Source organism: Haloprofundus halobius (assembly GCF_020097835.1).
GTDB lineage: Archaea > Halobacteriota > Halobacteria > Halobacteriales > Haloferacaceae > Haloprofundus > Haloprofundus halobius.
The window spans coordinates 311,349-326,325 of the sequence record NZ_CP083667.1 but is presented as its reverse complement, the minus strand read 5'-3'; the positions used below and the strand labels follow the sequence as shown (position 1 = coordinate 326,325).

11 protein-coding genes and 1 pseudogene are annotated in these 14,977 nt (G+C 60.9%); 10 read left to right on the top strand and 2 right to left on the bottom strand.

Going from position 1 to position 14,977, the window contains the following annotated elements:
• The first annotated feature begins 22 nt into the window (after nucleotides 1–22).
• From LAQ74_RS18445 to LAQ74_RS18420, 6 genes are all read left to right on the top strand, one after another.
• The gene (locus tag LAQ74_RS18445; RefSeq protein WP_224337647.1) at nucleotides 23–1,387 is read left to right on the top strand and encodes a substrate-binding domain-containing protein; all 1,365 of its coding nucleotides are present in this window, start codon (nucleotides 23–25) and stop codon (nucleotides 1,385–1,387) included.
• Nucleotides 1,388–1,408: 21 nt separating this feature from the next.
• Nucleotides 1,409–2,332, top strand: a complete 924-nt coding sequence (locus tag LAQ74_RS18440; RefSeq protein ID WP_224337646.1) for a carbohydrate ABC transporter permease — start codon at nucleotides 1,409–1,411, stop codon at nucleotides 2,330–2,332.
• The gene (locus tag LAQ74_RS18435; protein WP_224337644.1) at nucleotides 2,325–3,191 is read left to right on the top strand and encodes a carbohydrate ABC transporter permease; all 867 of its coding nucleotides are present in this window, start codon (nucleotides 2,325–2,327) and stop codon (nucleotides 3,189–3,191) included. Before LAQ74_RS18440 ends, LAQ74_RS18435 begins: the two co-directional genes overlap by 8 nt.
• Before the next feature lie 28 nt (nucleotides 3,192–3,219).
• Nucleotides 3,220–3,888 carry a hypothetical protein gene (locus tag LAQ74_RS18430; RefSeq protein WP_224337642.1) on the top strand — a complete coding sequence of 223 codons (669 nt, stop codon included), beginning with the start codon at nucleotides 3,220–3,222 and terminating at the stop codon, nucleotides 3,886–3,888.
• 109 nt (nucleotides 3,889–3,997) lie between these two features.
• Entirely contained in the window at nucleotides 3,998–5,491 is a 1,494-nt protein-coding gene (locus tag LAQ74_RS18425; protein ID WP_224337641.1) for an alpha-N-arabinofuranosidase, read from the top strand.
• A 405-nt stretch (nucleotides 5,492–5,896) separates the two neighbouring features.
• Complete coding sequence (locus tag LAQ74_RS18420; RefSeq protein WP_224337639.1) at nucleotides 5,897–8,569, top strand: glycoside hydrolase family 2 protein; 2,673 nt, start codon at nucleotides 5,897–5,899, stop codon at nucleotides 8,567–8,569.
• 37 nt (nucleotides 8,570–8,606) lie between these two features.
• On the opposite strand, the gene LAQ74_RS18415 is transcribed toward LAQ74_RS18420, so the two are convergent.
• On the bottom strand, nucleotides 8,607–9,698 hold the full coding sequence (locus tag LAQ74_RS18415) for a M24 family metallopeptidase (RefSeq protein WP_224337638.1): 1,092 nt from the start codon (nucleotides 9,696–9,698) through the stop codon (nucleotides 8,607–8,609).
• A 185-nt stretch (nucleotides 9,699–9,883) separates the two neighbouring features.
• Here LAQ74_RS18415 and LAQ74_RS18410 point away from each other — a divergent pair, with 185 nt between their 5' ends.
• The 3 genes and pseudogenes from LAQ74_RS18410 to LAQ74_RS20705 form a co-directional block, all read left to right on the top strand.
• Nucleotides 9,884–10,345, top strand: coding sequence for a universal stress protein (locus LAQ74_RS18410; RefSeq protein WP_224337636.1), 462 nt, complete (start codon nucleotides 9,884–9,886; stop codon nucleotides 10,343–10,345).
• A 579-nt stretch (nucleotides 10,346–10,924) separates the two neighbouring features.
• The gene (locus tag LAQ74_RS18405) at nucleotides 10,925–12,847 is read left to right on the top strand and encodes a glycoside hydrolase family 127 protein (protein ID WP_224337635.1); all 1,923 of its coding nucleotides are present in this window, start codon (nucleotides 10,925–10,927) and stop codon (nucleotides 12,845–12,847) included.
• 315 nt (nucleotides 12,848–13,162) lie between these two features.
• Nucleotides 13,163–13,309, top strand: a pseudogene (locus LAQ74_RS20705) (ISH3 family transposase); the annotation flags it as partial.
• A gap of 175 nt (nucleotides 13,310–13,484) precedes the next feature.
• Here the strand turns inward: LAQ74_RS20705 and LAQ74_RS18400 are convergent.
• Nucleotides 13,485–13,730, bottom strand: coding sequence for a hypothetical protein (locus LAQ74_RS18400; RefSeq protein WP_224337633.1), 246 nt, complete (start codon nucleotides 13,728–13,730; stop codon nucleotides 13,485–13,487).
• A 78-nt stretch (nucleotides 13,731–13,808) separates the two neighbouring features.
• Between LAQ74_RS18400 and LAQ74_RS18395 the strand changes: the two genes are divergently transcribed.
• Entirely contained in the window at nucleotides 13,809–14,708 is a 900-nt protein-coding gene (locus LAQ74_RS18395; RefSeq protein WP_224337632.1) for an SMP-30/gluconolactonase/LRE family protein, read from the top strand.
• The last annotated feature ends 269 nt before the right edge of the window (nucleotides 14,709–14,977 follow it).

Below are 14,977 nucleotides of genomic sequence, written 5' to 3'. Positions count from 1 at the left end.
CATTAGGGATAACCCGGTAGTGATGCCAACTAGTAGCAATGACAGTGGACCTAATCGTGAGTCGAACCGGCGAACGACTAAAGAGAGCCGTAGCCGTCGTCGATTCCTACAGGCGGCGGGTGCGACTGGTATCGCCGGTCTCACCGGTCTCGCCGGCTGTTTCGGCCTCGGCGGCGGTAGTGGCAGCGGCGGCAGTGGTGGCAACGGCGGCGGCGACATGGAGCTGTCGTACTGGACCCTGTTCGGGGGAGGCGACGGGGAGGTCATGAAGGCGATAATCGACCGCTTCAACGACGAACAGCCTCTCGGCGACGAGATCACGATCAATCGGCAGCGAACCCCGTGGGACGACCACTACGACCGGCTGTTTACATCCATGACGGGCGGCGAGGCGCCGGACATGGCCATCTCGCACGCGACGTACCTGCGCCGCTTTCAGGATACGCTGACCACCATCGACGACTACGTCACGACGGACGACTACGTCCAGTCGATCCTCGATTCGTGCATGCTCGAGGGTAGTCAGTACGCAATCCCGATTGACTCACACCCGCTCGGGCTGTACTACAACATGGACATCCTGAACGAGGCCGGCGTCGAGCCCCCGTTCGAGAACTTCAGCGAGTTCGAGGAGGCCTGCAACGCGATCCTCGAGAACACCGACGCCAAGCCGTTCAGCCCCGACCCGTACTGGGGCAATGGCGGCGGTTTCCGCCAGTACTTCATGGCGCTCAACCAGATGGGCGGGAGCATGTTCAACGACGACTACACCGAAGCTACCTTCGGGGACGACGTGGGACTCGAGGCGCTCGAGTACATCGTCAGCATCTCCGGCGAGCGCGAATGGGACGAGCCCGACACCTCCGACGACCGGGTCGAGCAGGGCTTCCGGAACGGGAACATCGCGATGACGGTCAACGGCACCTGGTTCGTCACCGTCTTGGACGACCAGGACTACGAGTGGGGCTTCCAGAAGCCCCACTGGGTCCCGAACGCGGAGCAACTGGTGACGACGGCCGACAGCCACACGATCATCTTTCCGAATCAGGAGAGTGCTAGCGAAGAGCGTATCCAGGCCTCCGTCGAGGCCGCGGAGTGGATCGCCCAGGAGAACCCCGAGTGGGGCGCGGAGGCGGGTCACCTGCCGGCGTATAACCCGATTCTCAACGGTGACGAACTACAGGAGGCCGACATCTGGGACAAGACGCTCAAGAAATTCATGGAGATGGCGGAGGACGACCAGCTCGCCTACTGGCCCCAGCTTCCGAATGCGGACATGTTCGCCCAGAGTAACTGGACGTGGTTCACCGACGCCTACTCCCGGAGTACTGCGCCCGAGGAAGCACTCCAGCAGGGCGTCGAGACGTGGAACGACCAGCTGTCGTGATCACACCAGTCCAAGCCAACAATGTCTGTCACTGATCGATTCGACGGGATCAAGGGGGTGATCAGTTCCGACAGTCGCTCACGCAAGGAGCTGATCGAGGGCATCCTCTTCTCGCTCCCCTATCTCGTCATCTTCGGCGTGTTTCTCCTGTACCCGCTGGTGATGGGCGGGTACATGAGCCTGTTCGACTGGAACGCCATCGACCCGACCCAGTCGGTGTTCATCGGCCTCGAGAACTACCAGCAGCTCCTGAACGATTCGGACTTCTGGAACGCCCTGGGGAACACCGGGTACTTCGCGTTGCTCACCGTCCCCTCTATCGTCGTGGTCGCGCTGGGCCTTGCGCTCGGCGTCAACCGCGACATCAAGGGGAAGGGCCTGCTCCGGGCCATCTTCTTCAGCCCGTACATCCTGACCGTCTCCGTGACGGCGGTGGTCTGGGTCGACCTGTACTCGACCCAGTACGGGCTGATCAACCACTACCTCGGGATGGTCATGGCGAACCCGCCCCAGTGGCTCCAGACTCGGCTCACTGCGATGCCCGCCATCGCGATGACGACCGTCTGGTGGCTCGTCGGGTTCAGCTTCGTCATCCTGCTGTCTGCCCGCCAGAGCGTCCCGGACTACCTCTACGAGGCGGCCAAACTCGACGGCGCGGGAACCTGGCGACAGTTCAGGGACGTCACCGTTCCCCAGATCAGACACGCCATCTTCTTCGTCGTCATCATCAACATCATCTGGGCGTTCCAGGTGTACGGACAGCCGTACGTAATGACCTCGGGCGGTCCGGGCAGTACGACGGAGACGCTCGTCATGTACCTCTACGAGGCGGCGTTCGCCCAGCGGAACTTCGGCTACGCCGCCGCCATCGGGTACGTCCTGACGGGCATCCTCGTGATGGTGTCCATCGCAAACTACTACCTCCTCGGAGGCGACAATGAGTGACTCATCAGCCACGGAAAATCGGTTCGAATCGTTCACGGTCGGCGACGTCTCCCTGCGGAACGTCGGCGTCCACGTCGTCATGTACGGCGCGGCGCTGCTGTTCGTGGTGCCGTACCTGTACATGATCACGACGTCCTTGCAGACCCAGCAGCAGGCTGTCGCCGAGGGGATGCACTGGATCCCGGACCCGATTACGTTCACCGCGTTCACGGACCTGTTGACCCAGTCACTGATCGCGCAGTGGGCGATCAACACGCTCATCATCGCGTCGGTGACGACGCTGCTCGTGTTGCTCGTCGACTCGATGATCGCCTTCGCCCTGACCAGGCTCGACTGGCCCGGACAGCGTTACGTCCTGGCCCTGATCATCGCGAGCTTCATGGTCCCGGGCTTCGTCAACATCATCCCGCTGTACATCCTCATCTCGGATCTCGGGCTGTTGAACAACTACGCCGCCGTGATCCTGCCGTTCGTGGCGGGTCCGCTCGGCGTGTTCCTCCTGGCCCAGTTCTTCCGGGACCTGCCCTACGAACTCCAGGAGGCCGCACAGCTCGACGGCTTCTCGAACCTGCGGATCTACACTCACCTGATCCTGCCGCTCTCGAAGTCGATCCTGACGGCGCTCGCGCTGTTCATCTTCGTCTGGAGCTGGAACCAGTTCCTCTGGCCGCTGATCGTGCTCCAGAGCGAGGCAGCCTACACGCTGCCCATCGGGATCGTCGTGCTCCGGGACAACTTCACCTACCAGCCGGCGGTGACGATGGCGTCGGCGCTGATCGCGTCCGGACCGCTGTTCATCCTGTTCCTGTTGTTACAGGATCAGCTCATGTCCGCCGTCGAGATGCAAGGGGTAACCTAGTTAACGCCCCGTCCCATCGTTCAGCGTCATGAGGAACGCGGACTCGAAATCGGTCTATCGATCGTTCATCGCTGCGATGCGGTTCTTCTACGAGTACGGTCCGCGAATGGTCCTGCTGAGTGTCATCTGGTTCGTCTGCTCGCTCCCGCTGATCACGGTCGGACCGGCGACGCTCGGAGCCTACGCCGCAGTCGCCTCACTCCGGGAGACGTACGCCTTCGACCGGGAGCGAGTCGTCTCAGTCCTGAAGCGCCACGGTGTCTCGGCGGCGCTGCTCTCCGGCGTCCCGCTCGTCCTCGCGGTCGTCTCCGTGCTGTACGCACTAGAGTACTTCGCGAGTCCGTCGACGTTCTTGCTCGTCCTCTCGGTCGGATCGGCCTACGCCGCCGCGTACACGGCGCTCGTCCTCGTACCGACGTTCGTCGGTCTGGCCACGGGCGGTGACCTCGAATCGTCCGTCCGGGCCGGGTTTCGCTGGACGAGCGCGAACGCCGTCGGCGCCGTCACGCTCGCGATGGCGACGGTCGTCGCCTTCCTCGTCGCTGGCCTGCTGACCATCGCGTTCGCGCTCGTCTTCGCCGGATTCGCCGCCGCGTTCCACGTTCACGTCCTCCTTGAACCGCCCGAGCACGAGCAGGCAACCGAGCAGGACCAGTCGATCTACGCGTCAGCCGACGGCACCCGGGGCGCGAACTGACTGGTCTCACTCGCCGGACCACCCGTCGCCGGACTGCCTACGCCGGATCACCTGCCGCCAACCGCCGCAACCGGTCATTTTATACTCTGCCTGGATCAGTTCTACCCGTATGACAGACGCGAGCGTTACTGTCCACACAGAGGCTAGTATCGACCGCATCGAACCCGAACTGCATGGCCACTTCTCCGAACATCTCGGACGGTGCATCTACGACGGCATCTGGCACAGCCAGTCCGCGGACGGTGACGGGTTCCGCGAGGACGTCATGACACTGCTCTCGGACCTGGAGATGCCGGTGCTGCGCTGGCCCGGCGGCTGTTTCGCCGACGACTACCACTGGGAGGACGGCGTCGGTCCCCGCGAGGACCGTCCACGCCGCCGCAATCTCTTCTGGTCACAGGACCGCTCGGAGGTACCTGAAGAGCCCAACACGTTTGGGACCGACGAGTTCCTGGAGTTCTGTGAACGCGTGGGGACGCAGCCGTACCTGGCGACCAACGTCGGCTCCGGCGACCCGCAGGAGGCGGCCGACTGGGTCGAGTACGCCTGCTACGGCGGCGACACCGAACTCGCGAATCGCCGCCGCGAAAACGGACGCGACGAACCCTACGAAGTCCCCTACTGGGGCATCGGGAACGAGAACTGGGGCTGTGGCGGCCGGATGTCGCCCGAGCAGTACGCCCGCGAGTACCGTCGGTTCGCAACCTACGTCGGATCCATGGACAACCTCATGGTCGACGACGATCTCGAACTGATCGCGTGCGGATTTGAGGACCACGAGTGGAACCACCGCTTCATGGAGGAGGTCGGCAAGTCGAGCTGGGGCGTCGAGTTCCCCCTCGACCACCTCACGCTGCACCACTACTACGGCCGAACGATGTCCGTCGCGGAGGCCGACGAGGACGACTACGACCAGTTCCTCGTCGAGGCCCTCGAGATGGACGAGCACATCGAGCGCATCGCAGCGACCATCGACGCCTTCGCCACCACCCGCGACATCGGCGTCATCATCGACGAGTGGGGCGCCTGGCACACCGAGGCCGTCGCCGAGAGCGGGCTCGAACAGCCGGGGACCGTCGTCGACGCTCTGTCGGCCGCGGCCGTCCTCGACGTCTTCAACCACCATGCCGACGTGATGACGATGTCCAACATCGCCCAGACGGTCAACGTCCTCCAATGTCTGGTTGAGACGGAGGGCGACGAGGCGTGGGCGCGCCCGACCTACCACGTCTTCGACCTTTACGCGCCCCACAAGGGCAACGAGGCCGTCCAGACGTCAGTCGAGGCGCCCACCCGCAACGTCGGCGACGACGAACTGCCGCTCGTTGGCGCCTCGGCCTCCGTCAGCGACGACGGCGAGACGTACGTCACCGTGACGAACCTGGACACCCGCGGTACGCACACCGTCGAAATCAACGTCGGGGGCGACGATGCGGCCGACGTGGACGCGAAGGTGCTGTTCGAGAATCAGGAACCCGACCTCATCGTCGACGCCGACAACGCTGACGAGTTCGCCGCCGCCGACCTCGACGTCAGCGTCGAGGACGGCGTCCTAACCGCGGAACTGCAGCCGTCAACGGTCGCCGGCATCTCGATCCAGTAACCCGACCGACACCCGATCCTCTTTCGCACGAATCGACGTCCACTTTTCCGTCGACATTCGACCGTTCCCGGCGCCACAGTTGCGGCCGGCAGGTCGAATTAACTAACTCGACAGACGGATGGCGCGTGACATCGACGTATCCGACCCCCTCGCACTCGTGACAGGTACCCGAGGCGATAACGGGAAGGCGCTCGCCGGAAAGATCGCGGACAACGGGGCGACCGTCGTCATCCGCCAGCGACGACGCCAACGGACACGAACTCTGGGTCGATGGCGGACAGTTTCTCATTGTCAGCGGATAATACGATACCTGGTAGCGACGATCTCATCGGTTCCGTTCTACCAAGTGCACCCGCGACGGTAGCGATGATATTTTCAGGGATGCCCGAGAACGTACGGGAAACCATGCCCCAGTTCGACGAGCAGCCGAGGGTGACAGCCCGGCTTGACGGCGAGTGGACGTTCGTGACGGACCCCGACGGCGACGGCGACGAACGCGGTCTCCAGGATCCGGACACGGACTGGCCGGCCGATGCCGAGGTGGTGTCCGTCCCCCACGCCTGGCAAGAGGAGAGGACCTATCGCGAGTACACCGGGACGGCGTGGTACCGGACGACCGTCGAGTACGACGGCACCGGAGAGCGCACCTTCCTTCGGTTCGGGGCCGTCGACTACGAGGCCGTCGTCTACGTCGACGGCGAACGAGTCGGGACAAACCGGGATGGGTACCTCCCATTCGAGGTAGAGGTCACCGATGCGATGACGCCGGGGGAGAACACCGTCGCCGTTGCCGTGACCGATCCCGAAGATCTCAGTGAAATCCCGCACGGTAAACAGGGGAGGCCCTGGTACACTCGATCGAGCGGTATCTGGCAATCCGTCACCCTCGAATCCCGGCCGGCGACGTTCGTCGCCGACGTGAAGGCAAGACCAGATCTCGACGACGACAGCGTCGTTGTCGACATCACGGTCGACGATCCGACCGACGACGTCGAGGCGGTCGTGACGGTTCGACGGGACGGCGACGACGTGGCGAACGCAACGTGCGACATCGCGGGCAACGACGGCGAGTGTACTGTTACCCTCGACGACCCCGACTACTGGACTCCCGACGACCCCGCACTATACGACCTAGTAGTCGAACTGCGGAGCGACGGCGGCGGTATCGTCGACATCCACGAGGACTACTTCGGGATGCGTAGCGTCAGCGTCGATAGCGGCCGCCTGTACCTCAATGGAGACCCCCTGTACGTGCGCGGCGCACTCGATCAAGCTTACTACCCGGACACCCTATATCGCCCGTTCGACGACGACCTCTTCGAATACGAGATACAAAAGGCGAAGGAACTCGGATTCAATCTACTTCGTAAGCACATCAAACCAGCCCACCCCGACTTCGTCGAGGCGGCCGACCGCCTCGGTATCCTCGTCTGGGAGGAGCCGGCCAACCCGGACCTGTACACGGACCGTTCGAAAGAGGAAGTCCGGAAACAGATCCGGGGGTTGATCGACCGGGACTACAATAGTCCGAGCGTCGTCATCTGGAGCCTCTACAACGAAGAGTGGGGGATAGGCCTCGACCAGGTCGACTACTCCGACCACAAGGGACGTCTGTGGAACGACGAGGAGAAACAGGCCTACCTCACCGAGCTATTTCGCGAAACGAAGGAACTCGACCCCACCAGGCTGGTCTGCGACAACTCCGGCTGGGCTCACGTCACCACCGATCTCAACGACTACCACGAATACTTCGTGAGCCCTGATCGCCACGCGGCGTGGAAAGACGACCTCAACGACATCGTCGCGAATCCTGGCGACAACTACGCTGTCGAGAACACGCCTGCCGATGACGCGCCGATCATGATCTCGGAGTTTGGCACCTGGGGATTCCCCGACTTGTCGAAACTCCGCGACCACTACGGCGGCGACCCGACATGGTTTTCTCACGATTTCCTCGACGACCCGCTCAAGCGCCCCGAGAGGGTCGACGAACGCTACGAAAGCACGAACCTGCCCGACGTCTTCGACGGCTATGCGGACCTCGCCGAAGTGTGGCAGGCACGCGAGTCGGACTCTCTGAAGGGAATCGTCGAGGAGATGCGCACACACGAGGGGATCGCCGGTTACGTCCTCACCGAGTTCTCCGACATCGAGTGGGAATTCAACGGAGTTCTCGACTATCTCCGCGACCCCAAGTCCTTGGCTAGTGACTTCGCGACCGTCAACGATGAGGTGTTGGTCGCCATCGAGCCCGAGCGACACGTGGTCGCGCCGGGCGAGGCGGTGTCCGTCGACGTCCACGTCGTCAACGACACGACCGATGCCCTGGACGGCATCCTCAGTTGGACGGGCGCGGGCGGGGATGGAAGCCGATCGGTCTCCATCGACGGCTTCGGCGTGACGACGTTCGAGTCGGTGCTGACCGTCGTCCCGTCGGCCGACACCGAAACGGGACCCTACTCGGTCCAGGCAACCCTGGACGCAGCCGATCATACGGTCTCAAATGTGGTACGGATAGTCGTTGTCGCTCCAGAGGACTCAGGCGGGAAGACGGTGTATTCAACCGCCCCTATCGCGGATTCTCTCGATGCCAACGACGTCACTGTCACCTGTGATTTAGCCGACGCCGACATCGCCGTCGTCACGGATCTCGACGACGACGTCTCGGAATTCGTCAAGCGGGGAAATTCCGCGGTCGTCGTCCCCAAGCCCGACGGCCGAATGACGCCGAACGACTACTTCGAGTACCGAAACTTACCTGCCGGCGAGAGTTGGAATCTCGTCGCTTCGCTACTGTACCAGGACAGCAGCCTCGTCGCGGATCTCTGTCCGGACGCCCGCGTTGGCTGGTCATTCGAGGATCTCTTCCCCCACGACCTGGTCATCGACCTCAACGCCGCAGCCGACGACGTCCACGTCGGCTCCATTGAGGGATGGATCGCAAACTGGAGCAGCGCGCTCCTCACGCGCAAGCACGGTGACGGGACGCTCTGTTGTTGTACCTTCCGCGTGACCGACGCCTACGGTGAACACCCGACGGCCACGACGCTGGTTAATCGCCTCATCCGGACGCTGTAGGCGGCGAGCGTTTGTGCTCACCGCCCGCGCCGACCCGCTACATCCAGAGAACGTCCGGTAGCGTGAGTGTGAACTCCGTCCCCACGGCATCGGCCGTCAACGTCGGGAATTCGCCGGTAGTCGAGAGCACCTCGACGCCATCGGCCGTCACCAGGACGGTATCCTCGGACTTCGCACCCTCGACGGTGGGATTCCAGCCGAACGCCATCGGGAGTTCGACCGGCGTCCGGTTGCCGGGCGTCGCCGTCCATTCCCTCGAGGCGTAGCCAAGCGCGCCACCCTGGTGGTGGTTCTCCCACTCGTTCACGTAGCCGAGTTCCTCGTAGGCGCCTCGAATGGGCTCGAAGATATCGGCGGCGGTGCCATTGTCGACACCCACGCGACGAGTGGCGGCGGCGGCCGTCGCCGCGACCCGGCTGACGTCAGCGTAGCGGTCAGCGAGCCAGTCTGGCGCATTGTCGAAAGCGACGGTTCGGGTGACCGCTGCGTTGAGTCCATGGCGGACACCGACGACCGTGAGGACGGCGTAGCTCCCCACCTCAACGTCGGTCGGGGTAAAGTGCCGGTAGCGCTGGAGGCGGTCGGCACCGCCGACGAGGACCACGGGGGAGTCGATACCCCGGCGCTGAAGCTGGTAATGTAACCGGCCAGCCAGTTCGCGCTCGCTGCTGGCCGGTGATACACCGAGCGCGACTTCCTCGACGGCTACGGCCGTCTCTCGCCCGAGATCGCGGTACCGCTCCACGTCGCCATCGGTTAGGGGCTGCGTGACCGCTGACCGGTCTATCGATTCGAACTCCCCCCACGCGACGTCAGCCGCCGCGGGCGTCGGGGCGACGGCGGCGACGGCATCCTCGAGGTCTTCCTCATGCCAGGGATATTCCACGAGTCGTACGTCGACATCTATCTCTTCGTCGAGGAGCCGCTGGCCCTCGATGGTCGACGTGACGACAGTTACTGCCTCGCCATCGTATCCCGCGGCCGCGACGCCGGCATCCCCTTCACGAGCGACGAGGTTGTCGCCGCCGGTGAGCCAGGCGAACATCGGTGGCGCCGCGAACCATATCGACTCGAGATCGTTCGTCGCGAGATACGCGTCTAGACGGTCGAGTTTGGCCTGTTCGGTCATGTGATCGTCTCGCTAAACGATCTTCCCACTACCTCTTAAAACCGGTCGTACTGGGCCGCGACGGGTATCGACGAACCAATGCGCCGAATCGACGGGACGTTCGTCTAACGTGCGAAGTTAAATAACGTAACACCGCCGACCGCCCCAGAGACAATACTTATTCCGGCCTGTGTGAATGTGTGGATATGTCTGTAGAGACCATCCTCGTCGCGGTCGGACCGGGAGATCGCGACCGAATGGCCCGACTAGCGGAGGAAACGATCGGCATCGCCGGACCGACGGGGGCGTCAGTCGTCCTCTTACACGTGTTCACCGAGGACGGGTTCGACGATGCCGCCCGAAAAGTAGAGTTCGACCCGTCGAAGGAGGAGGTGTCCCCCGACGTGGTCGCCAGACGTTACATGACGATCAACGAACTCGTGGAGCGATTCGATCAGGCCGGTATCGAGTACGAGACGCGTGGCGTGATCGGCCGACCGGAAGACCAAATCGTCGAGGTCGCGGAGGCCGTTGGTGCGGATAGGTTATTCGTCGGCGGACGAAATCGGAGCCCGACCGGGAAGGCCATCTTTGGGAGCGTCGCGCAGGCGGTGATGCTCTCCGCACCCTGTCCGGTGACGTTCGTTCGCCGCGAAATCGACGAGTAGTCGAATAGGGGTCGGTGACGGAAGCCCCACGAGACGGAATGGGAAGTCGACCGAATACCGGGCTGACGGCAGCAGCATCGGGTCGTGAATCGTGACGCATGTGCCGCGACCGACCGCGTCGTACTATGTCGTCGGCTACTTGCCATCTCCGTCGCGTTCTTGATGATATCGTCCGTGACGCGGAGTGTGTTTTCATACGTGATTTCCCGTATCGTCGGAAGAGTACCACGCGAACACCACGTCTGACGTTCACTCCGTCGTCTCCGCCGTCAGACCCGTCTCGACGATCAACGACGACGACACACCCCTATCGGTATCGGTCGCCTCGACGACCGTCGTCGGCGACGTCGGTCTACCTTCGACAGTTCCTCAATCGAGAGGTCGGCGGTGCCGCGCCCGTCCGATATACTGCGATGGTGCTCGATAGAGAGTGCGTGTGCTATCAGTACACGGTTGTGTGGACCGCGACTACTCCGGAGTCGGGTTCTTTCCAAGTACCGCAGACGTACGAACCGAGTGGACCGTATCGATGGAACCGACAGTATTTATTTTATGGTTCCAGAGAATTACAATGTTGTCATGATCGGAGCCCCGCATTCGATAGCGCTCACTAACGTTGAGATTGACGACGAGTTCTGGTCACCGTGGATGGAGCGCAACCGTGATGTCACCATCGAGTACCAGTATGAACAGCTTGAGGACTCTAGGACTCTGGAGAATTTCTACCGGGCCGCTAACGGGAAAGAAGGCGGCTTCCAAGGGATGTGGTTCCAGGATTCTGACGCCTACAAGTGGCTCGAAGCAGCGAGCTACGAACTCGCGAAAAGAGAGGATCCCGACCTGCGCGATCGTGTCAACGAAGTCATCGATCTTATAGCCGACGCTCAGGAGGAAAGCGGCTACCTTAACACGTACTTCCAGCTCGTCGAACCCGACGGAAAGTGGACCAACCTCCACATGCTCCACGAGTTGTACTGCGCGGGCCATCTCATCGAGGCGGCAGTCGCTCATCACGAGGCAACAGGGGAATCGTCGTTGCTGGACGTGGCGACAGCGTTCGCCGACCACATCGACGACGTATTCGAAGACGAGATAGACGGGGTTCCGGGCCACGAGGAGATTGAACTCGCGCTCATCAAGCTCTACCGAGTAACCGGCGAAAAGCGGTATCTTGACCTTGCCGAGTACTTCATCAACCTTCGCGGGTACGACGACCGTCTCGCTTGGGAACTCGAACACCTCGACGAGATTGCTGGCGGAGAGTTCGACTCCGACGACTGGAAAGGTTCGATCCACGAGGGGTCGAGAACGGTTTTTCTCGACGACGAGGGTGAGTACGACGGCAGCTACGCACAGGCGCACGCGCCGGTCAGGGAACAGTCAACCACAGAGGGCCACTCCGTCCGTGCGATGTACCTCTACGCCGCCGTTACTGAGTTGGTGGCCGAACGTGGCGACGACGACCTCAAGGCAGCGCTCGACCGGCTGTGGGCGAACATGACGGAGAAGCGCATGTACATTACAGGTGGGATCGGCCCAGAGCACGAACACGAGGGATTCACGGAGGACTACGACCTCCCGAACGAGTCTGCCTACGCCGAGACCTGTGCCGCCATCGGCAGTATCTTCTGGAACCAGCGCATGTTCGAACTGACCGAGGAGGCCAAGTACGCCGACCTAATGGAGCGGACGCTATACAACGGTTTTCTGGCCGGTATCGGGCTGGATGGGAAACACTTCTTCTATGTTAACCCGCTCGCCAGCGCGGGCGGCCATCACCGGAAGGGTTGGTTCACCTGTGCGTGCTGTCCGCCTAACGCCGCGCGCCTGTTCGCGTCGTTGGGGCAGTACTGCTACTCGACGAGCGGTGGCGAACTCTACGTCAACCAGTATGTCGGGGGCACCCTTGCCACGAGCGTACACGGCGTTGACGTTGATGTTAACCAGACCAGCGCCCTCCCCTGGGACGGAGACGTGACTCTTGAGATTGACGCTGACGACGTCATCCCGGTCAACCTCCGGATCCCCGAATGGTGTACTGAAGCGACGGTGGCGGTCAACGGTGAAGAAGTCGACCACGACGGGTCAAGATACATTCGGCTCGATCGCGAGTGGGACGGCGAGACGATCGAACTCGATCTGGCGATGGAGCCCGAACTGGTCGCGGCCCACCCGGCCGTTGAGAGCGACGCCGGGCGGGTCGCCGTTGAACGCGGCCCGCTCGTTTACTGCGCCGAGGAGGTCGACAATGACCGTCCGCTCCACCAGTACGCGGTTTGCACAGACGGGGACGTCAACGCCGCCCATCGCGAGGATTTGCTGGGCGGCGTAACCGTCCTGGAGGCCGACGCCGATGTCCCGACCCTCGATGAGTGGGAGGGGTTACTGTATCTCCCGGACGACGAAACCCGTACCGAGTCGACGACGCTCACGCTCGTTCCCTACCACTCGTGGGACAACCGCGACCCCGGGGCGATGCAGGTCTGGATGCGGGCAGGGTGACCCGGTAGCTACCGCTCTTTGGGGAATCGTCGCGGACATAGCGGTTTTCGAGGTGGCCATCACGAATCAGCGGTTGCCGAAGAAGGCGCGTCAGTTCAGTCGTCGGCGACGGGCTAGGCGCCCCGTTGGGGATCGGCGAGGATATTCGTCTCGCCGTCGGGGTGGAAGAGATGAAGGTTCTCCTCGTCGAACGCTATGAACTCCTACTTGTTCTCTATTGGCTTGATGTTACCCGGGACTCGAACGTGATACTCGGTATTGTAAAATATCTTATACCACAAGACCGGTTAGTTGAGATGTCTGCTTGCTGAAGATGTGACTAAACAATCACACCAAGCAGACGATGAATTCCACGAGGACCAACTCCTTAATTTCCTTGTTAACAAATTCACCGATGCGTTCAGCCTCAGTCTCGGCGAGAAGGCTGAGATTGACTTTAAAGCCATTTTTAAGTCCCTGATTCAAACTTTATTGCAATACTAATTATGTAATATATTGTGATAGATGGGGACAGTTGGTTGTAATAAAAATTTTGACGTGCGGGGACAGTAGATCGTAGTCTACCGAGTGTTGAGACTGCAATATTTCTTGGAGAGGAGAAGAGGAACTGTCAAATCGGCGGTCGAACGGTGTTGCATTACTCGTTGCCAGTCCCTAGTGCGTACCCCACAGGGTGCCCTCGCGAGAACCCAAGTAGTGCCGTTGGCATGACGAGCGACAGATATGCAGTCACGTAGAGTGTGAGGACTTCAAGCACGGCGGTGAGGGGAGACCCAGTCGCGACGTACTGATGGATATATATTGCTCCCATCATCGCGATGATCGAGGCTACCGTTGCGATGAGTACTGTATGAATCGTCTGTTCACGGACGACGTCAAGCACCTCCCGACATCGATTCAACCCTTCTCACGTAGTAAAGGGACACTTACGCTTAAATGATAAGAGCATCATGGACGCACCATGCCGATCAATCCGCAACTCGTGGTTGACCTCGAATGCGAGACGGGCGAAGGACCACTCTGGCACCCTGACGAAGAGTTACTATACTGGAGTGACATCCCGAGAGGACGACTGTACGCGTACGACCCAAGGACAGAAGAACACGAACTCGTCTACAATGACGACGACGAACGTATCGGTGGATTCACCGTTCAGGAGAATGGGGCACTCTTGCTGTTTCAGGAATTCGGAGCAGTCAGACAGTTTGACCCCTCGGACGGCAGAATAACAACTATCGCCAAGCAAAACCCGGATCAGTTTAGCGAACGATTCAATGACGTCATCGCTGATCCTGAGGGGCGTGTGTTCTGTGGTGTAATGCCAGACACTAACAATGGGGTACCCGGACAACTGTACCGTCTCAACCGGGATGGGTCGTTCGAGCTCGTTTGCGAAGAGTGTGGGTTGCCCAACGGAATGGGGTTCTCCCCCGATTTGTCTCAGATGTACTTTACCGACTCTGGTGGCGACAAGCCCTCGTCATCAGGTTACATTTACCGATATAAGTACGACCGCGCCACAGGTTCGATTACCGACCCCGAAGTATTCCTCGAAGCCTCTGACTTCGATGGGAAACCTGACGGACTGACCGTTGACGCTGAGGGACACATCTGGTCTGCGTTCTGGAACGGAAATTCCCTCGTCCGATTCGCACCCGACGGAACGCGTCGAGAGACAGTGCAGTTCGACCCCAAAAAGGTCTCTTCGGTGACGTTCGCTGGAAAGTCGTATAACGACATATACGTGACAACTGCCTGTATCGAGGGCCGCGAGAGAGAAGGGAGAGGTGCAGGTAGCGTATTCCGCGTCGATTTGGATGTTAGTGGTCGAGAAGAGTTCCGATCAAAGATTGAAGTTTGAGAACAACCTCGTGGCTGGCGCCGATGTGAGTGAGTTTTGAACCACCTTGTCTCCTCGTCATCGATGCCTGTAATTTCTAATATTGGAACTCAGTTCGAACTGTGAGAGTACATTCTGTGCAAAACTGTAATAATACTGTAATTACTTTAGAGCATAGACTCTTCAGAAACTCCTTCACGGACTCAAAGAAATTCCTACCGTGCCCCCGATGCAGTAAATATCGGTGAATTGGACCTCGACTATCGTCTTTGGTGTTCTCTATTACAGAA